Below are 19,101 nucleotides of genomic sequence, written 5' to 3' on the forward strand. Positions count from 1 at the left end.
CGATCGGTGGACGCGCGGCAGCCGGTCAGTGCTCGCGCAGCTCCGCGCGGCGGCCGAGCGTCGCGGAGATCCCCGCCGCGGCTGCCCGCACACTGGTGGCGTGCCGGACGGGCTGGAACCGGTGCACCGGGCCCGTCACACTGACCGCCGCCACGATGTCGTCCGACGGCCCGAAGATCCCGGCGGCCACGCAGACGATGCCGACCGCCGACTCCTCGTACTCGAAGGCCACCCCCTTGGTCACGACGTCGGACAACTGGCGCGTCAGTACGTCGACGTTGGTGATCGTCCGGGGCGCCTTGCGCTCCAGGGGCCCGCGCAGCGCACTCTCCCGCACGTCGGCCGGGGCATGGCTCAGGAGCACCTTCCCGAGGGCCGTCGCGTGCAAGGGCATGCGCCCGCCGAGCCGCGACGGGGAGGGGGCCTGTTGGTGGCCGCCCATCTTCGCGACGTAGACGACCTCCGTTCCCTCACGGGTGCCCAGGTGGACGAGTTCGTGCGTGCGCTCGTACAGGTCCTCAAGAAAAGGAGTGGCCACTTCGAGCAGCCCGCGCTCGACCGACGCGCGCATCCCCAGCTCGAAGACGAGTCCCGACAGGCGGTAACGCTCCTGCACCCGGTCCAGGAGCCGGGCCGCCACAAGGTCGCCGAGCACCCGGTGCAGGGTGCTTTTCGCGAACCCCGTACGCTGCCGCAGTTCGGTGAAGCTCAGAGTGGTGTCCTCAATGCTGAAGGCCTGCAGCACGGCGAGGGCTTTGCTCAGGACGCCGCTCGGCGCGTCGTTGCTCACGAGGGTCTTCTTTCCGGGGCAGCGCGACGATCCGACTGTACGGGACCACGAACACCCCTCGCGGTTGCGCTGCGCAGCCAGCATCGCTTGATCAGGGGACGCGTACGCGCGCCCCGTGCGCCCTCTCGGCGCGGCTGGGTGTTGCGGCCCGCCGCGGAGCCGGCGCCCGCCTGATCGAGAGGTACTGACTGGCGGCGGGTGCAACGACGTTCGGGTACGGTGCGAGCCGTCGAAGAGACGTACGGCGAGCCCTGGTCGTCGAGATCCGGCTCTATGCCTTCTCGCGGCCCTGTCGGTCCGCCAGGCCGCGGATCAGGGACACGAACGGTGCGACGTGCGAGCTGTAGCTCATACCGTCGAAGCTGTTCGTCAGCGACAGTCCGTCGGTCATGGCCCGTCCCAGAACAGCCAGCTCCTCGATGAAAGCCTTGTCGCCCGCGACGTCGCCCGGTGCGAAGACAGGCGTCAGGACGTCCACCCATGAAGCGTGGGCGAAGTCGCGGATGCGGCGCACGGTAGCCCTCACGACCTCGTCGTCCTTCTGCGGTCCCACGCTGATCGCCAGCAGAAGGCGGAGGTAGTCGGGCCGCTCGTCGAGGGAGGCGCACGCGGCGGTGAACCAGGCCTCGAACCGGTCGAGGGGTTCGAGGCCGTCGAAGGAGGACGGATGGGCGAACAGCGCGTGCAGCTCGTTGAAAGTGCGGTCGAGCAACGCGGCCAGGACGCCCAGTTTGTTGCCGAAGTGGTAGTAGATGGAGCTGGCGGGCAACCCGGACTGCGCGGAAAGGTCCGAGATGGCCATGCCGTCATACCCTCGACTTGACACGAGGCTACGGGCCGCATCGAGGATGAGATCACGGCTGCTCAACCCGGCAGCGGCCGATACGGAGTTGTTTCCCTTCACCATGGGCCCATGATAGGTGCCGCGCGTTGTGTGGACGGACAGGCGTGCGGCTGGGCAGACCGTTGCCTGCACCGCCTCCTCGGCGGCCGAGGCGTCTCAGCGCAAGAAGCCCTCATAGTTGCGCTGTTGCAGCTGGCTCTCGATCTGCCTCACCGTCTCCAGGCCCACACCGACGATGATCAGAATGCTGGTTCCGCCGAACGGGAAGTTCTGACCCGCGCCCGTCACGGCCAGCGCGATGGTGGGGACAAGAGCGATCAGCCCCAGATAGAGCGCGCCCGGCCAAGTGATCCGGGTGAGCACGTAGTGCAGGTACTGGGCGGTCGGCCGCCCGGCTCTGATTCCCGGTATGAAGCCTCCGTACTGCTTCATGTTTCCGGCGACCTCGTCCGGGTTGAAGGTGATCGCGACATAGAAGAACGCGAAGAACACGATCAGCGCGGAGTACGTCGCTATGTAGACCGGGTGATCGCTCTTCGAGAGGTTCTGGGTGACCCAGGCCTTCCACCCTGAGTCGCTTTGTGAGAACTGGGCCACCAGAGAGGGCACATAGAGAAGTGACGAGGCGAAGATCACTGGGATGACACCCGCCTGGTTCAGCTTCAGCGGTATGTAGGTGGAGGTGCCGCCGTAGGAGCGGCGACCGATCATGCGCTTCGCGTACTGCACCGGGATACGACGCTGGGCCTGTTCCACGAACACCACCAGGCCGACCAGGGCCAGAGCGACGAGGATGACTCCACCGAACTCGATCCATCCGTCGGCCAGGGTGCCCTGCTTCTTGATCGCCCACAGGGCGGCGGGGGTCGTGGAAGCGATCGAGATGAACATCAGGATCGACATGCCGTTTCCGATGCCACGGTCGGTGATCAGCTCGCCGAGCCACATGACGACCGCTGTGCCGGCGGTCATGGTGATGACCATGGTCACGGTCACGAAGACGGAGCGGTCCGGAACGATCAGGCCGGCCGCTGAGCAGTTCTGGAACAGCGAGCCGTTGCGGGCGGTGGCCACCAGACCGGTGCCCTGAAGAACGGCGAGCGCCACGGTCAGGTAGCGCGTGTACTGGGTGATCTTCGCCGTGCCGGCCTGGCCCTCCTTCTTCAGGGCTTCCAGGCGGGGGATGACCACGGTCAGCAGTTGCAGGATGATGCTGGCGGTGATGTAAGGAAGGACGCCGAGGGCGAAGATGGTGATCTGCAGCAAAGCGCCGCCACTGAACAGGTTGACCAGCCCGAACAGTCCCTCGCTGCCCGAGGTTTGATCGATGCACTGCTGGACCGCTCGGTAGTTGACGCCAGGGATCGGTACATGGGTACCTATCCGGTACACCACGATGACGCCGAGGGTGAAGAGCAACCTCCTGCGCAGGTCAGGCGTTTTGAACGCGTGGGCTAGCGCGACGAACACGGTGCCTCCCGCGACCCTACGTGCTGGTGCCGTAATGCGGGTCAGAGATTTTCGAAGTACAACGGCACGTCGACGACCGCTACCGCTGTGGTGATGGGACCGACCGTCCGAAGAGGAGGGTGGTCTCGGCGCGCGCTGTCCTTTCCCTGCCGCAGCGCCGTGCGACCCGTAGGCCAGGGGTCGAATGAACGTTCTGCCTCGCAGCATTGTCAAGTCCTGCCGGATGCCTGTCAAGACTGAACGTTCTGTCTGAACTGGTGAGGAGTGTGTCCGAGATGCACTCGGCGCCGACCTCGCAGCCCGGAACGCGGTCAGGGCGTGCGGTCTGCCTCCGTGGCGGCCCGGACCAGACCGCTGGACGCGCTGAGTGGTACCTCCTTGATGAACAGGGTGACAAGGAAGGCGATCAGGGCGATCGGGGAGACGTACAGGAAGATGTCGCCGATGCCATGGCCGTAGGCGCCCTCCAGCCAGGTACGGACAGGGGTCGGCAGGGCGGCGAGGTCGGGCAGTCGGCCGCTGCCGGACGCCTTCGCCGCGGTGGCCTGGTCCTGCGGGCTGAGCCGGGCGATGGTGTCGAGGGCGTGATGCCCGATGCGGGTCGTGAGGACCGAGCCGAGCACCGAGACGCCCACCGCGCCGCCGAGTGAGCGGAAGAAGGTCACGGTGGAGGATGCGGCGCCGAGGTCGCCGGGGGAGACCTGGTTCTGTGTGCACAGCACGAGGTTCTGCAGGGTCATACCGACGCCGAGGCCTATGAGTGCCATGCAGGTGGCCGTGTACAGGTAGGGGGTGTCGTAGCGGAGTGCGCCGAGCAGGGCCAGGCCCGCAGTCATCAGAACGCCGCCGGCCAGAAGCCAGCCCTTCCACTTGCCGGTGCGGGTGATGATCCGGCCGGAGACGGTGGAGGAGATGAACAGGCCCGCGATGAGCGGGATCGTCATGATGCCCGACATGGTCGGGGACTCGCCCCGTGCGAGCTGGAAGTACTGGCTGAAGAAGACGGTGCCCGCGAACAGGGCGATACCGACGAACAGAGAGGCGAGGGAGGCGAGGGTGATGGTGGGGTTGCGGAACAGTCGAAGCGGGATGATCGGTTCCGCGGCCCTGCTCTCGACCGCGACGAACAGCAGTGTCAGCACGCCGGCCGCTCCGACCAGCGTGTATGTCTGCCAGGACAACCAGTCGTACTTGTTGTCGGCGAAGGTGACCCAGATCAGCAGGGTGCATACGGCGGCGGTGACGAGGAAGGCGCCGGCCCAGTCGACCTTCACCTGACGTTTGACCAGCGGCAGGTTCAGTGTGCGTTGCAGCACGACCAGTGCGACGAGGGCGAACGGGATGCCGACGAACAGGCACCAGCGCCAGCCGAGCCACGAGGTGTCGGTGATGACGCCGCCGAGCAGCGGGCCGCCGACGGTGGCGACGGCGAAGGTGGCACCCAGGTAACCGGAGTAACGGCCGCGCTCCCGGGGGGAGATCATCGCGGCGAGCACGACCTGCCCCAGGGCGGACAGGCCGCCTCCGCCCAGGCCCTGGATGACCCGGGCGGTGATCAGTGTGGTGGGGTTCTGGGCGAAGCCGGCGACCACGGAACCGAGGACGAAGATCACCAGTGCCGACTGGACCAGGATCTTCTTGCTGAACTGGTCGGCGAGCTTGCCCCACAGGGGTGTTGACGCGGTCACCGCGAGAAGGGACGAGGTGACGACCCAGGTGTACGCGCTCTGGCCGCCGCCGAGGTCGCTGATGATCCTGGGCAGGGCGTTGGTGGCGACGGTCGAGGACAGGATGGCGCAGAACAGGCCGAGGAGTAGTCCCGACAGGGCGCGCATGATCTGTGCATGGGTCATCGGCTCATCGGTGAATCCTCCCTCGTGGAGGGCGGGTGACTGCGCACCTGCGTTGGGGATGGTTGTCATGGACGGCGATTCCTTTACGGGGGTGATGGGTGTTCAGGGCCGGGGTACGGGCGGCGCCCAGCCGGTGCGTACGACCTCGTGCGAGGCGTGCTCGGGAATGGCTGGTCTCCAGCGCCGTTGCTTGGGGCAACCATGTGGTCGCGAGATCGCGCCGGACCGTGTTGTGAGTAGGCTAGCAGACGCCAAGATAGAACGTTCGGTATTGACAAAGTGCTCGCGTGAGGCCTAAATAGGAGGACCGAACGTTCTCCCAGGGTTCCTTGCGTCGGCATCGCCGAACGTGCTCTCGGGCTGTCCGGCGGCGGCCGTCCAGTCATGGCCGGTGGGCGAACTCGTCGCGCGTACGCCAGGAAATCTTGGGAGCCCCGAGAGCGGATGCCTCTCGGCTCCCTGACCGACTCCGTAAAAGAACTACTTGAGAACGAGGACGCTTTGACCTTCCGTCACCAGGTGAATCGTTGTGCCACGGTCACCGGACTACTCTTCGCCACCGCACTGCTGACAGCCCCTCAGGCTCTGGCATCCACCGCCCCCGTGCATACGGATTCTTCGAGCGATGCGGTGGCAACGGCTGAGTCGCTCGGCAGGCTCGGCCCACTGACCGACCTCATCATCGAGCGGCTCCAGATCGGTGACGACGTGGCAGCGTCCAAGTTCGGAACCAACTCGCCCATTGAGGACCCGGTGCGTGAGCGGCAGGTATTGGAGCAGGTTCGGGTGAAGGCTGCAGCCCTGGGGGTGAACCCGGATGCGGCGGCTGCCTTCTTCCAGGATCAGATCACGGCGAGCAAGATCGTCCAGAGAGGGTTGTTCGCCCGCTGGACCGCGCACCCCGAGGAAGCTCCTACGACACGTCCCGACCTCGGTCCGATCCGTGAGCGGCTCGATCAATTGACCACGGAATTGCTGCAGGAACTCAAAGGCACTGAGCAACTGCGTGACAAGCCCGTCACGTGCGCGGTGCAACTCTCGTTGGCCGCCGGTTCCGGGGCGGTACTGGAACGACTGGACGCGCTCCACCGCCAGGCACTCAGGACCGGGACGCACTCCGTGTGCCGTTAGGGAGCCGGTCGATCAAGTCCCGTGCTGCGGGGGGAATGAGCATCGCTCGCCCCCCGCAGCGCATGTGCAACGGCGGTCGTGGCAGGTCCGACCCGCGCGCGTAGCGAAGGCTCGCGGCGCCGGCCCCGGCCGTACGCACGGTGGCCCTGAGCCGGTTGCGGAAGTCCGGCAATGACGGGCACACATAGAGGTAGAACGTTCGGTCTTGACATCGTGCGACTCGGTTGCCATGATGATGAGACAGAACATTCAGTCCCGCAGAAAGCGTGTCCGTGGCTTCGCCGTCGGCAGCCGTCCGGCACACCACACCATTCAGCGGACCGATGTCATCCACCTGGTCGAAGCGGCCGGCAGCACTGCGTGCTGAACCCGCTTCACCTTCCCGTACCAATCGAAAGGTTCGTTGTGAGCACTGTTGCTGCTGCTCCGTCCGGTGTCGCCGGGACCGCTTCTGCTCTGCGGCGGTTGTACTTCGTCCGGTTCGCGTTCGCGATCGTCTGGGCTGCGGTGCTGCTTCCGATGGCATCGAAGATCAACCCGGCGGTGGCGACGCTTCTCGTGCTGTACCCGCTGTTCGATGTGGGCGCGGCCGTGTACGACGCGAAGGTTTCGAAGGGCACGGGGTCACCTGTGCTGCTGTATGTGAACGTCGCGGTCAGTTCCGCCACGGCGATCGGCCTGGCCGTAGCGAGTGCGTCGGGTATTCCGGCGGTGCTGCGCGTGTGGGGTCTGTGGGCGGTGGTGGCCGGACTGGTCCAGCTGATCGTGGCTGTTCCGCGCCGCAAGATGGGTGGCCAGTGGCCGATGATCCTCAGCGGCGGCATCTCGGTCCTGGCGGGCGGGTCGTTCATCGCCTCGGCCGGCGCCGACGACCCCTCGCTGTCCGGCGCGATCGGCTACGCCATTCCGGGCGCGATCTTCTTCCTCGTCTCGGCCCTGCGTCTGGGCCGCGCCTCGAAGGGTGAATGACATGGGCGAGAACGTCTATGACGTCATCGTGATCGGCGCCGGACCGGTGGGAGAGAACGTCGCCGACCGGGTGGTGCAGGGCGGACTGAGTGCCGCCGTCGTCGAGCGCGAACTGGTCGGCGGTGAGTGTTCGTACTGGGCCTGCATGCCGACCAAGGCGCTGCTGCGGAGCACGAGTGCGCTCCGGGCCGCCCGGCAGGTGCCGGGGGCGCGTGAGGCAGTGAGCGGTGAGGTGGATGTCGCGGCCGTGCTGCGCCGCCGGGACTCCTTCGCCTCGCAGTGGAAGGACGACGGACAGGCGTCCTGGCTCAGCTCGGCGGGCATCGCGCTGTACCGCGGTCAGGGACGGATCAGTGGCGAGCGAGCCGTCGAGGTGGTCGCCGAGGACGGTACGACGACGGCGTTGACCGCGCGCCACGCGGTGGTGATCGCGACGGGAACCGCCGCGCTGCTGCCGGACATCGACGGTCTGCGCGAGGCGGCGCCGTGGAGCAGCCGGGAGGCCGCTGCCGCGAGCGAGGTGCCCGGGCGGCTCGCTGTGATCGGCGGCGGTGTGGTGGCCTCGGAGATGGCGACGGCGTTCGCCGGGCTGGGCTCGTCGGTGACGGTGCTGGCGCGTGACGGTGTGCTGCCGCTCGCGGAACCGTTCGCCGGTGAACGGGTCACCGCGGCACTTCGGGAGGCCGGTGTCGATGTGCGTCTTGGCGCGGAGGCCGTGTCCGTGAAGCGTGACGGTGACGGTTCGGTGCACATCACGCTCGCCACCGGTGAGACCGTCGAAGCCGACGAGGTTCTCGTCGCGATCGGCCGTACGCCCAACACGCAGGACATCGGCCTGGGAGCGGTCGGCCTGAGGCCGGGCTCCTGGCTCGCCGTGGACGACACACTGCGGGTGATCGGGGAGGCTGGGGAGGCGTCGGCCGACGGCTGGCTGTATGCGGCCGGTGATGTCAACCGGCGTGTGCTGCTGACGCATCAGGGCAAGTACCAGGCTCGCGCCGTCGGCGATGTCATCGTGGCGCGCGCCAAGGGCGAAGCGGTTCAGGACGAGCCGTGGGGCAGGCACGTGGCCACCGCGGACGAGCGTGCGGTGCCGCAGGTGGTGTTCACCGAACCGGAGATCGCGTCGGTGGGCCTGACCGCGGCTGCCGCCGAGACGGCCGGCCTGCGGATCCGTGTCGTCGACCACGACCTGGGCGCTGTCGCGGGCTCGGCTCTGCATGCCGAGGGCTACCAGGGACACGCCCGTATGGTCATCGATGAGGACCGCAAGGTGATCGTCGGATTCACCCTCGTCGGCCCCGATGTGGCGGAACTGCTGCACGCCGCGACGATCGCGGTCGTCGGCGAGGTGCCGCTGGATCGCCTCTGGCACGCGGTTCCGGCGTTTCCCACCGTCAGCGAGGTCTGGCTGCGGCTGCTGGAAGCGTACGGGCGCTGACCAACCCGTCCCGTCGTGTCCTGTCCTCCCCGTCCCTCCCCGTCACGACCACGACGGGACGGGGAGGGACGGCCCCACCAGAGGGCAGCGCACGGCATGAGCCCAAGATCATCTCACGATGCAATGGAGTGACCTCATGGAAGCGGAACTCACGGGTCAGTTCGAGGACGACGACTCGGCACGGCTCACATCCGGGCGACGAGCGGTGAGCGGCGGTGCCAGCGTCTCCAAGGGCAAAGAAATGGAGTTGCTGCACCTCGGGGAGGGCCGTGTCCTTGAGTTCACAGTGCGAGGACCGGAGGACGGGCCGGTCGTTCTCTTCCACCACGGCATGCCGGGTTCCGCGGTTCCGATGGACTCCGTCCTCGACTCGGTAACCGGCAAGGGGTATCGCGTCGTGACCTACTCCCGCCCGGGCTATGGCGCGTCGACCGCGTCCCCGGGTCGCACGGTTGCCGACACCGCGGAGACGTGCCGCCTTCTCATGGATCATCTGGGCGTCCACGAGTACTGGGTGGCGGGGTGGTCCGCGGGTGGTCCGTACGCACTGGCCTCCGCCGTCGCCGACTCCGAACGGGTCTCCGGTGTGCTGTTGATCGCCTCGTTCGCACCGTATGACGGCGAAGGCCTCGACTTCGTGGAGGGCATGGGTGTGCAGAACCATGTCCTTTTCGGGAGCGGGGCCCGCGGAGAGCAGGAACAGCGCGCGATCGTGTCGCAGATGGCGGCGATCGTACGCGACAGCGATCCCGCCGAGCTCGCGGCCGGGATGGCGAGTCTGCTCCCCAAGGTGGACGCAGCCGAGCTCATCGGCGCCTACGGCGTGGACAACGCCGCGCACATGAACCACGGACTCGCGGTGGGGGAGGACGGCTGGCTGGAGGACCTGCGGGCCTTGACGGCTCCGTGGGGGTTCGACCCGGCCGACATCACCGTGCCCGTCGAATTGTGGCACGGTGCCCTCGATCAGATGGTGCCGGTCGCGCACGGGCAGTGGCTGACCCGGCGGTTGCCGACCGTCCATGGCCATATCGAGGGTGGCCACGGCCACATCTCGCTCGGTGTCGGAAGACTGGGACACAAGCTCGACCGGCTTCGATCCAGGACGTCCTGACCGCACTTCCCAGGACGTCCTGACCGCACCTCGACGTGACGCGCACCGCGAAGTCACGACATGTGGCTGTGCCGGTCGCGACCGATGAGCACCGGGGACTCACGAGGTGTGCACCTTCCGTGCTGCACGTGACTGCCAAGGCCGCGGCCGCAGGTTCTCTCCGCGGCGCCTCTCGATCCCGAGCCCGTAGGGAGCTGTTGTGTCATCCAAGAACGTTGCGGACTACATCATTGTCGGCGGCGGGCCCGCGGGATGGGCGTTGGCCCACCAACTCGGGGCGAATCCGCAGAACCGGGTTCTGGTGATCGAGGCCGGCGGCGGTTCCGATCTGAGTCCACGGCGTCCGGGCCCCACAGACTTCGTGCGGGCGTCGAGCAGCGGTCCGCAGTACATGAGGCAGTACGCCCACCGGCCGTTCGCAACCGAACGGATGGAACAGGGGCGCTCGGAGCGGGTCATGGACGGTCCGACGTCGGCTCACGGCCTGATCTGGGACCGGGGGAGAGAGGCCGACTACGAGACGTGGGAAGCAGCCGGCGTCGTCGGCTGGAACCGGTCCCGTTTCGAGCAGGCCTTCACCGCCATCGAGAAACGCGTCGCCGGTGTCACCGGAGGGCGCGATGTCGAAGGCCCCCAAAGGTCCGAGGCGCCGAACACGCCGGACATGGCGAGCGCATGGTGGATCGACGCTTTGTCGCGGCACGGCATTCAGGCGGCCGAAGACCTGAACGTACGTCACGAGCAGGCCGCCTATGCGTCGCTGTCGACCTGGAACGGCGCCCGCACAAGCGCACCCCGCTCGTTGCTGGGCAAGTACGGCCGACGGTCGAACGTCCGTGTCCGCACACACTGCGAAGTCCGTCGGATCCTTTTCGACGGCACGACCGCGATTGGTGTCGAGGCGAAAACCTCCCGAGGAACGGTCCGGTTCACTGCCCGCCGTGAGGTCGTTCTCTGCGCCGGAACGACGGGGAGTCCGCTGCTGCTCGAACGCAGTGGTGTAGGGGATCCGGAGGTGCTCACCACAGCCGGTGTGCACCTCGTCGCGGCGAATCCGGCCGTCGGCGACAACCTGCGGCAGCGCCGTGGAGCCGTCGTGGCAATCCGACTGAACGGTCTGTCAGGACGTGACCGACAGCCGGGGGCATCGGCCGCACGACCGTGGTCACCGTTCACACACCGCGTACGGCGATCCAGTGAGTCGATGGACAACGGCACCAGGGTTGTGGCAGCGCTGAGTTCGGACCGCGGGGCGTCGGATCCAGACATGACTCTGCTGTTCACACCGGCCCCGGTGACGGCGCACGACGGAATGCCGACCGGTACGGCCGGCGCGACCGTGGCTTTCTACCCGCACTCGCCCACCAGCACCGGGACCATCCACATCACAGGGCCGACCCTTGAAGACCCGCCAAGGCTCCTACCGGGTCACCTCTCCACCGGTCATGACAGAGAACTGACCTTCGCGGCCTTCGCCCGAGTACGTGAGATTCTGGCCACCGAACCGTTCGCCTCCGCCACGACCGAAACGCTACCCGGGCCAGGAGTCGTCGCCACGGCGGACATCCTGCGGTACGTGCTCGACCAGGGGTTCACCGGGAATCACGAGGTCGGAACATGCGCGCTGGGTCCCGCCGGGGTGGTGGACGACGCACTCCAGGTGCGCGGGACCCATCGGCTGCGAGTCGCTGACGCATCGGTGATGCCGACGCTCACCACCGGGGACACGACGGCACCGAGCATGGCGGTCGGCTGGATCGCGGGGGACATCCTGAGGAACGCGAATACACAAGGCAGATAGAGCAGATACACAAGCCAGATAGAGCAGACAGATACGCCTACCCTGGCCACCGCACCCGGTGGCCAGGGTAGGCGTATCTGTCTGCGCCTGACGCCTGACACCGCCTCTGATTGAGTGCGCCCGCTCTGCCTTGGTCACCGCCAGGCATGAGAGGTAGAACGTTCGGTCTTGACAATGTGCGGGACGGTCCTCTTTAATCAAGGGGACCGAACGTTCTCCCTGCTTGTTGGGTGTGTCCCTCATGACTCTGCGTCCCGAGATCCTTTTCTCGGGTGCGGCCCTGGCCCTCGTGGCCGGCGTCGCAGCCGTTCTGCCGGTTGTCGCACCTCAGCCGGCTCCGGCCCCTGTGACGGCCGTGGTGAAGTTGGCGGCCGGTGACCGGCTGACCGTGATGCCGGCTCCCGGCGCTGAAACCGACTCGGCGAGTCCGAACGACGTGATTCGGCGGCTGCTGCGGTTCCAGTGACTGGTGCGGGTCGCCCTTGAGTGACGTAATTCCGGCCGTATGCAATGCAGTTGCCGGTGTCCCACCCGAACGAAGCATGGATCGGTCGGCCCGGTGCAGCGCCGCTGACAAGCCGCGCCGACCTGCCCTGATCTCCTCATCCTGTAAGGACACATCATGCGAATCCGTATCTCACGTCGCGTCGCCCTCGCGGTCGGCGCACTTGCCCTGCTGGGCGCCGCCACGGCTCCGGGTACGGCGTTGGCGACCGGTGGCCGGTCCACCGACACTCCGAAGCCGACCGTCGTCCTCGTGCACGGAGCGTGGGCGGACTCCTCCAGTTGGGCACCCGTCATGGAGAGGCTGCGCAAGGACGGCTATCCCGTGCGGGCCATTGCCAATCCCCTGCAGGGGCTCACCGGCGACACGGCCTACGTTTCCAGCTACCTGGCAAGGATCTCCGGCCCCGTAGTCCTGGTCGGCCACTCCTACGGGGGCGCCGTGATCACCAACGCGGCCGCTTCCGACCCCGATGTGAAGGCTCTCGTCTACATCGCCGGTTTCATCCCCGCGAAGGGGGAGACGGTGGGTGAGCTGGCGGCGAAGTCGTCACCGCCCATCCCGCTGATCTCGACTCCCGTTCCGGACGGTACGGATGTGTCCATCGACCCGGATCACTTCCGGGAAGCTTTCGCGGCCGACGTCGACAGGACCACGGCCGCCGACCTGGCGGCGGCCCAGCGGCCCGCCAACACGAAAGCCGTCACCGATGCCAGTGCGGAGGAGGCGTTCCGCACCGTGCCCTCCTGGAGCCTGATCACTCGTCAGGATCACGCGATCGCTCCCGACGTGCAGCGCTTCATGTCCGAGCGAGCCGGTTCGCACACCGAGGAGGTCAACGCCTCCCACGCCGTGATGATCAGCCGACCCGGCGCGGTCACGCACGTGATCGAGGACGCTGCCCGCAGCACCCGTTGACGAAGCAGCGGCGCCGCCTCGTCGCCCGGACGTGTGGCGAGGGGTCGGACGGTGTCGGCCGGCGGACGCCTGACGGAAATCTAGCCAGCGCACCCCGTCGTCTGTAGAGTGAGCGTTACATACAGGCGAAGGTCATGAAACAAGTGCGCGCATCAGCACGCTTTCGCCCAGCTCAGAGGGCCGTCCGACAGGCCCTCATCAAGCGTCGCAACGAAGCGAGGTTTCCATGAGCATTCTTGAGCACGTCAAAAACGCGCCAATGAGCCGCGTGCAGATCCAAGCAGTCGTGTTGTGCCTTGCAATGAATCTGCTCGACGGGTTCGACCTCCTGGCGACCTCGTTCGTCGGTCCGGCGATCACTCGTGAATGGGGCCTGTCCCCGTCACAGGTCGGCGTCCTGCTCAGCAGTGGCCTGGCGGGTATGGCGGTCGGGGCGCTCTTCCTCGCCCCGCTCGCCGACCGTGTCGGTCGCCGCCGCCTGACCCTCGCCGGTCTTGCGATGGCCTCGGTGGGCATGCTGGGCGCCGCTGTCTCACAGAACTTCGGCCAGCTCCTCGCCTGCCGGCTGGTGACCGGCGCGGCCGTGGGAGTCATGGCGGCCAGCTTGCCCGTGCTCGCCTCCGAATACGCGAACCACAGACGCAGAGGGCTGGTCGTCGCGCTGATCACGACCGGCTACGGTCTGGGCGCGGTCGCGGCCGGTCTTGCGACGAGCTTGCTGCTCAGCCCGTACGGATGGCGATCGGTGTTCGTCTTCGGAGGCGTCGCCACGGCAGCCCTCTTCGCCCTCGGCCTGCGCTTCCTCCCCGAGTCCATGGACTACCTCATCGCGTGCCGCCCCCGGGACGCGATGACCAGACTCAACCGGATCCTCGTCTCCATGGGCCATTCCCGGGTCGACGAACTGCCCCAAAAGGCCACGGTGTCGCGGAAGGCGGCGGTCGAATCCTTGTTCCGTGGGCACAACGCCCTGCGCACGGTGCTGATATGGGTCGCTTTCACCGCGGCGATGACGGCTTTCTACTTCGCGAGTTCGTGGACCCCCACTCTGCTGCTGAAGGCCGGTATGTCCAATCAGCAAGGGATCAACGGCGGAGTGCTGTTCAGTCTCGGCGGGGTGATCGGCGCGGCGTCGCTCGGGATATTGGTGTCCCGGATCGAGCCTCGACGGCTGACTGCCGCCTACTTCTTCGTCGCGGCAATCGCACTCGTACTCTTTTCGATGACGCTCGGCTCCCTGGGCGGTGCACTCGTGGTCGCCGTGCTCGTCGGATTTCTCCTCAACGGCTCGGTGTCGGGCATCAACGTCATCATCCCGACCCTCTATCCCGCCGAGTCCCGCGCCACGGCGCTCGGCATGGCTGTCGCGGTGAGCAGGCTCGGTGCCGTGCTGGCCCCACTGCTCGCGGGATTCCTGCTGGACGCCGGATGGGCTCCCGGTTCCATGTTCCGTGTCTTCGCGATACCGGCCCTGGTCGGTGCGTTCGCGACCGTTCTCCTTCTGCGCGCAGACAGGATTCGCGGCAATGCGGAAGCCCCGTCGACCACACCCGAAGTCCCCAAAGGTGTGACGGCGTGAAGAGAGTGGGCCTTCCCGGAACGGAGGTCCGCGACCGTATGAGACGTAACGTGAGAGCAATACAGGAGGCGGTCGATGTCGGCCATGTCGAATAAAGCTGCCCCATCGAATGAGAATGTGAATTCGAATGCGGACTTTGACGCGGGACCCGGCACCGCACTCATCCTGCTGCACGGAGGCGGACCGGGCGTGGACGCCCGGAGCAACTGGGCCACGGTCCGTTCCAGGCTCTCGGCCGCGTTCCACTGCGTCGCTCCCGACCTGCTCGGTTTCGGAACACACATCTCCGCCGGCGAGGCGGCCGACGGCAGGATCCAGGGGCCGCACGCCTGGGCACGGGCAAGGGCCCGGCAGATCCTCTCGGTGCTCGACGACCACGAGCTGGAGCGGGTCCATGTCCTCGGAAACTCGGCCGCCGGCGGAGCCGCGGCACTGGCCCTCATGGCCGAGGCGCCCGAACGGGTCGACCGCGCAGTCCTCATGGGCGGGGCGGGCACCGGACCTCTGCCCCGGGCCATCCCCTTCTACGACCGACCGACGAGGGAGTCCATGCGTGCCACCCTGAGCCGCCTGGTGGCGGACGAGGAAGACCACCGCGACCACCTCGACGACCTCTCCCTCCTGAGGCTGGAGCAAGCCCTGCGCCCCGGCGCCGAAGAAGCCTTCCGCTCCATGTTCACCGAGGCGGCCGAGGGGCCGCCCCCCGTCGACCTCACCACGATCCGCACCCCGGTCCTCGCCTTGCACGGGGAGCTCGACCGGGTCTCACCGGTCGCCGTCTCCGAACGCCTTGTCGAAGCCCTGCCCTCAGGACGCCTCAAGGTCGTGCCGGGAGCCGGCCACTGGATCCATGTCGACCGACCGGACGAGTTCTGCACCCTGGTAGGGGAGTTCCTGAACGCATGAACCGACACAGCCTTCACCAGGAGGACCCGCCCGCTGTCCTCATCGTCGGGGCCGGGCCCGCGGGCCTCACCCTCGCGATCGATCTCGCCCGCCGCGGCGTGGCGTGCCACATCGTGGAGGCGACCGAGCACCGTGCCGTCAATCCCCGGTGCAACACGACCTCCGCGCGGTCGATGGAGATCTTCCGACGGCTGGGCCTCGCGGACGAGATCCGGCAGGCCGGTCTCCCCAAGGACTATCCGACATCCATCCAGTACCGGACGACGCTGGTGGGCGAAGAGATCTTCCGTATCGATCTGCCTTCCGCGGGCGACGTGCTGGCCGGCGCGGGCAAGGACAGCTGGCCCACGCCGGAGCCGCAGCACAGGGTCTCGCAGCTCTACCTGGAACCCGCCCTGGAACGGCACGCGAGCACCCTGCCCGGGGTGACCATCGAGCGCGGAACACGCCTGGTCGAACTGCGGCAGCACGAGGACCACGTCGAGGCGGTCGTGGACTCCGGCGGCACCACCCGGGCGCTTCACTGCGCCTACGTGGTGGGCTGCGACGGGGCCCACAGCACGGTCCGCCGCCAACTCGGCATTCGCTACGAGGGCGTCGACGCCATCCAGAATTTCGTCTCGACCTTCGTCCGCTCTCCCGAACTCGGGCGGCTGGCCGCACGGGATCGCGCGTGGACGTACTGGACCTACGGGCGCCGGATCGCTTCGCTGATCGCCATCGACGGGGGCGAGTTGTGGCTCAACCACGTCGCTTTCCCGCCGGACCACGACACCGGCCAGGAGGACCCCGAACAGCTCCTACGGGAGTCGGTGGGGGCACCCGTCGAGCACGAAGTGCTGGGAGTGGTCCGCTGGACCGGTCGCCGCCTCGTCGCACAGAAGTACGGCGCGGGGCGTGTCTTCCTGGCCGGCGACGCCGCCCACATCTGGATCCCCGTCGGCGGGTTCGGGATGAACGCAGGCATCCAGGACGCGGCAACGCTGGGCTGGATGCTGGCCGCGGTCCATCACGGGTGGGCGCCCCCGGACCTGCTGAACGCGTACGAGCTGGAGCGCAAGCCGGTGGGTGAGCAGTTCGCCGGCGCGGTGGGGGCGGCGGCGCGCAGTTCGTTCGCGGACTTCTCGCCCGACATCCATCTGCCGGGTCCGGAGGGTGAGCGGGCGCGTGCGGAGTTCGCCGGCCGACTCGCGGACACGGAACCGAACCGGTATTCGCCCGACGGCTTCAGTTTCGGTTACCACTACGCCGACTCACCGCTGGTGATCGGAGCGGAGGACCAGGCCGCGATCACCATGGGCTCCTACCAGGAACGGGCACAGCCCGGCTTTCGGCTCCCGCACGTATGGCTCGATGACGGGCGGTCGGTGCTCGACCTGCTCGGGCCCGAATTCACCCTGCTGCGGACCGACCCCGGCGCCGACGTGCGGCCCTGGACCGACGCGGCGCGTGAGCGGGCGATCCCTCTCACCGTCGTCGACCTGCCCGGGCACTGGTCCGACCGCTATCCCACGGCACTCCTGCTCGTACGTCCGGACCAGCACGTCGCCTGGATGGGCGACGCGGACGCGGTTCCCGAAGAGCTTCTGCACACAGCCACCGGGCGGGTCGCCGCCCACCAGCAGTAGAGATCACCAGGAGAAGGCACATGTCATACGCACTGGGCATCGACGTGGGCGGCACGTTCACCGACGCCGTCGCCTCGGACGGTGCCGGCCGGATCGTCTCGGCCAAGACACCGACGACTCCGCCGCACCGCGAAGTCGGTGTCATGCGCGCGATCGAGGAGATCGCGGGGGAGTTGGGCATCGACATCGGTGAACTGCTCTCGCAGACCGACTACATCGCCCACGGCACGACCGCGTCCATCAACGCTCTGGTCCAGGGGACGGTGGCCGATGTCGGGCTCATCGCCACCAAGGGACACCGGGACTCGATCTACATCATGAACGCCGAGGGGCGCACGCTCGGACGGTCCGCCCACGAGATCCAGGACACCCTGCGACAGCGCAAACCCGCGCCGCTGATTCCGAAACACCGGGCACTTGAGGTCACCGAACGCATCGACCATGCCGGAAAGGTGCTGGTCCCCCTCGACGAGGATGAGGTACGCGATGTCGCACGATCCCTCGTGGACCAGGGCGTCGAGGCGATCGCGGTCTGTCTGCTGTGGTCGTTCAAGAACGCGTCCCACGAGCAGCGCATCCGCGAACTGATCCACGAGATCGCCCCGGACATGTACGTGACCCTGTCGTCGGAGGTGAGTCCGCGCATCCGTGAGTTCGCCCGGACCTCCACCACGATCATGAACGCGCAGATCGGACCGCGGCTGCGCATGTACTTGACCCCCCTGCAGAAGCAGTTGGAGGACCACGGGCTCAAGGGACCGCTCCTGGTCATGCAGAGCGAGGGCGGCACGATCACGGCCGACCGGGCACCGGAGCACGCCATCACCACGGTCGGAAGCGTCCTGTCCGGTGGTGTCATCGGTGGCATGCGCATGGCCGAGCAGCTGGGTCACCGCAATGTCATCACGACCGACGTCGGCGGGACGACCTTCCTGGCAGGGCTGATCGTCGACGGGGAGCCGGTGATGGCGCCGGGTTCCGTCGTCAACCAGTTCCCGATCAATGCCGCGACCATCCGCGTGCACACGATCGGGTCAGGCGGCGGGGCGCTCGCCTCCGTGGACGCCGGCGGCAACCTGAGGCTGGGCCCGCAGAGCGCCGAGGCCGTCCCAGGACCCGCCTGCTACGGCAACGGCGGAACCCGCCCCACCAACACCGACGCGAACCTGGTCCTCGGCATCCTCAGCCCGCACGGGCTGCTCGGCGGCCGGAAGCCGCTGCGGATGGACCTGGCGCGGGAGGCGATCCGCGAGCACGTGGCCGACCCGCTCGGCCTCACCGTCGAAGAGGCCGCCATCGCCATCCACGAGGTGCAGAACGCGCAGGCGGGCGACCTCCTGCGCCGGTCCGTCGTACAGGCGGGCTACGACCCCCGTGACTTCGTGGCCTACGCCTTCGGCGGTGCCGGACCCGCCCACTGCGCCGGTTACTGCCAGGACCTGGGAGTACGCGAGGTCGTCGTGCCGCTCGGCCCCGTCGCCTCGGCCTTCTCCGCCTACGGGCTCGCGGCCTCGGACATCGTCCTGAGCGCCGAACTCTCCGACCCCTCGTCCTTCCCGGTCGACCACACGGTCCTGGAATCCCACTACGCCCGCCTGGAAGCCGATCTGCAGCGCGCGCTCGACCGGCAGAAGGTGAAGTTCCAGGAAGTGGTCATGCAGCGCGAGATCGACCTGCGCTATTCGATGCAGGTCAACGAACTCGCGACCACCATCCCCGACAACGGGTTCACCGAACGCACCGGTGACGAGATCCTGGAACGCTTCGAGGAGCAGTACGAGCGCATCAACGGCAGCGGCGCCGGCTACCGCGAAGCCGGCGTGCAGGCCATCACCTACCGCGCGCGTGCCAAGGCGAGCCTCGACTTCCCCGTCGTACTGCCCGACATCGCACCGGCGAGCACCTCCGACCCCGCCGAGGCACTGCGGGAGGAACGGCACGTCTGTCTCGACTCGCAGACCGGTTACGTGCCCACCCCCGTCTACGACTACGCCCGGCTGCGCGCAGGGCACGAGATCACCGGTCCGGCGATCGTCGACGTACCGACCACCGTGGTCGTGGTTCCCGCCGGCGTGACCGGTCGCGTCGACCGTCTCGGCAACCTCGTGCTCAGTTACCAGTAGTCGCCAGTTGTCACGAGTAAGGACAGCTC

15 protein-coding genes are annotated in these 19,101 nt (G+C 67.6%); 11 read left to right on the plus strand and 4 right to left on the minus strand.

The window, feature by feature from the left end; translation table 11 throughout:
• Positions 1 to 25: 25 nt before the first annotated feature.
• The 4 genes from C6Y14_RS33465 to C6Y14_RS33480 form a co-directional block, all read right to left on the minus strand.
• Positions 26 to 790, minus strand: a complete 765-nt coding sequence (locus tag C6Y14_RS33465) for an IclR family transcriptional regulator (protein WP_225891400.1) — start codon at positions 788 to 790, stop codon at positions 26 to 28.
• 271 nt (positions 791 to 1,061) lie between these two features.
• Complete coding sequence (locus C6Y14_RS33470; protein WP_107020638.1) at positions 1,062 to 1,697, minus strand: TetR/AcrR family transcriptional regulator; 636 nt, start codon at positions 1,695 to 1,697, stop codon at positions 1,062 to 1,064.
• Between the two features lie 93 nt (positions 1,698 to 1,790).
• The gene (gene secY, locus C6Y14_RS33475; protein ID WP_107020639.1) at positions 1,791 to 3,104 is read right to left on the minus strand and encodes a preprotein translocase subunit SecY; all 1,314 of its coding nucleotides are present in this window, start codon (positions 3,102 to 3,104) and stop codon (positions 1,791 to 1,793) included.
• Between the two features lie 311 nt (positions 3,105 to 3,415).
• Complete coding sequence (locus C6Y14_RS33480) at positions 3,416 to 4,957, minus strand: MDR family MFS transporter (protein ID WP_107020795.1); 1,542 nt, start codon at positions 4,955 to 4,957, stop codon at positions 3,416 to 3,418.
• Positions 4,958 to 5,401: 444 nt separating this feature from the next.
• Between C6Y14_RS33480 and C6Y14_RS33485 the strand changes: the two genes are divergently transcribed.
• The 11 genes from C6Y14_RS33485 to C6Y14_RS33535 all read left to right on the plus strand — a co-directional run bounded on the left by C6Y14_RS33485 (position 5,402) and on the right by C6Y14_RS33535 (position 19,072).
• The gene (locus tag C6Y14_RS33485) at positions 5,402 to 6,088 is read left to right on the plus strand and encodes a chorismate mutase (protein WP_107020640.1); all 687 of its coding nucleotides are present in this window, start codon (positions 5,402 to 5,404) and stop codon (positions 6,086 to 6,088) included.
• 405 nt (positions 6,089 to 6,493) lie between these two features.
• The gene (locus C6Y14_RS33490) at positions 6,494 to 7,057 is read left to right on the plus strand and encodes a hypothetical protein (protein ID WP_107020641.1); all 564 of its coding nucleotides are present in this window, start codon (positions 6,494 to 6,496) and stop codon (positions 7,055 to 7,057) included.
• Between the two features lies 1 nt (position 7,058).
• Positions 7,059 to 8,498: a dihydrolipoyl dehydrogenase family protein gene (locus C6Y14_RS33495; protein WP_107020642.1), complete on the plus strand. Its 1,440-nt coding sequence runs from the start codon at positions 7,059 to 7,061 to the stop codon at positions 8,496 to 8,498.
• Between the two features lie 136 nt (positions 8,499 to 8,634).
• Positions 8,635 to 9,612, plus strand: a complete 978-nt coding sequence (locus C6Y14_RS33500; RefSeq protein WP_225891401.1) for an alpha/beta fold hydrolase — start codon at positions 8,635 to 8,637, stop codon at positions 9,610 to 9,612.
• A gap of 199 nt (positions 9,613 to 9,811) precedes the next feature.
• The gene (locus C6Y14_RS33505) at positions 9,812 to 11,413 is read left to right on the plus strand and encodes a GMC family oxidoreductase (protein WP_107020643.1); all 1,602 of its coding nucleotides are present in this window, start codon (positions 9,812 to 9,814) and stop codon (positions 11,411 to 11,413) included.
• A gap of 241 nt (positions 11,414 to 11,654) precedes the next feature.
• Positions 11,655 to 11,879: a hypothetical protein gene (locus tag C6Y14_RS33510; RefSeq protein WP_107020644.1), complete on the plus strand. Its 225-nt coding sequence runs from the start codon at positions 11,655 to 11,657 to the stop codon at positions 11,877 to 11,879.
• 156 nt (positions 11,880 to 12,035) lie between these two features.
• Positions 12,036 to 12,836, plus strand: coding sequence for an alpha/beta fold hydrolase (locus tag C6Y14_RS33515; protein ID WP_107020645.1), 801 nt, complete (start codon positions 12,036 to 12,038; stop codon positions 12,834 to 12,836).
• Positions 12,837 to 13,137: 301 nt separating this feature from the next.
• Positions 13,138 to 14,415 carry an MFS transporter gene (locus C6Y14_RS33520; RefSeq protein ID WP_225891402.1) on the plus strand — a complete coding sequence of 426 codons (1,278 nt, stop codon included), beginning with the start codon at positions 13,138 to 13,140 and terminating at the stop codon, positions 14,413 to 14,415.
• Between the two features lie 117 nt (positions 14,416 to 14,532).
• Positions 14,533 to 15,321, plus strand: coding sequence for an alpha/beta fold hydrolase (locus C6Y14_RS33525; protein WP_225891403.1), 789 nt, complete (start codon positions 14,533 to 14,535; stop codon positions 15,319 to 15,321).
• On the plus strand, positions 15,318 to 16,949 hold the full coding sequence (locus C6Y14_RS33530; RefSeq protein WP_107020647.1) for an FAD-dependent monooxygenase: 1,632 nt from the start codon (positions 15,318 to 15,320) through the stop codon (positions 16,947 to 16,949). Before C6Y14_RS33525 ends, C6Y14_RS33530 begins: the two co-directional genes overlap by 4 nt.
• Positions 16,950 to 16,969: 20 nt before the next feature.
• Positions 16,970 to 19,072: a hydantoinase/oxoprolinase family protein gene (locus tag C6Y14_RS33535; protein ID WP_107020648.1), complete on the plus strand. Its 2,103-nt coding sequence runs from the start codon at positions 16,970 to 16,972 to the stop codon at positions 19,070 to 19,072.
• Positions 19,073 to 19,101: the final 29 nt, after the last annotated feature.

Origin of the sequence: Streptomyces dioscori (assembly GCF_003024195.1) — a bacterium.
GTDB classification, from domain to species: Bacteria; Actinomycetota; Actinomycetes; order Streptomycetales; family Streptomycetaceae; genus Streptomyces; species Streptomyces dioscori.

Excerpts from the sequence above, each read along its gene's own strand:
- C6Y14_RS33470 (WP_107020638.1), bottom strand. The coding sequence starts at position 1,697 with ATGGTGAAGGGAAACAACTCCGTATCGGCCGCTGCCGGGTTGAGCAGC.
- C6Y14_RS33480 (WP_107020795.1), bottom strand. The coding sequence starts at position 4,957 with ATGACCCATGCACAGATCATGCGCGCCCTGTCGGGACTACTCCTCGGC.
- C6Y14_RS33485 (WP_107020640.1), top strand. The coding sequence starts at position 5,402 with ATGCCTCTCGGCTCCCTGACCGACTCCGTAAAAGAACTACTTGAGAAC.
- C6Y14_RS33495 (WP_107020642.1), top strand. The coding sequence starts at position 7,059 with ATGGGCGAGAACGTCTATGACGTCATCGTGATCGGCGCCGGACCGGTG.
- C6Y14_RS33500 (WP_225891401.1), top strand. The coding sequence starts at position 8,635 with ATGGAAGCGGAACTCACGGGTCAGTTCGAGGACGACGACTCGGCACGG.
- C6Y14_RS33510 (WP_107020644.1), top strand. The coding sequence starts at position 11,655 with ATGACTCTGCGTCCCGAGATCCTTTTCTCGGGTGCGGCCCTGGCCCTC.
- C6Y14_RS33515 (WP_107020645.1), top strand. The coding sequence starts at position 12,036 with ATGCGAATCCGTATCTCACGTCGCGTCGCCCTCGCGGTCGGCGCACTT.
- C6Y14_RS33520 (WP_225891402.1), top strand. The coding sequence starts at position 13,138 with ATGAATCTGCTCGACGGGTTCGACCTCCTGGCGACCTCGTTCGTCGGT.
- C6Y14_RS33530 (WP_107020647.1), top strand. The coding sequence starts at position 15,318 with ATGAACCGACACAGCCTTCACCAGGAGGACCCGCCCGCTGTCCTCATC.
- C6Y14_RS33535 (WP_107020648.1), top strand. The coding sequence starts at position 16,970 with ATGTCATACGCACTGGGCATCGACGTGGGCGGCACGTTCACCGACGCC.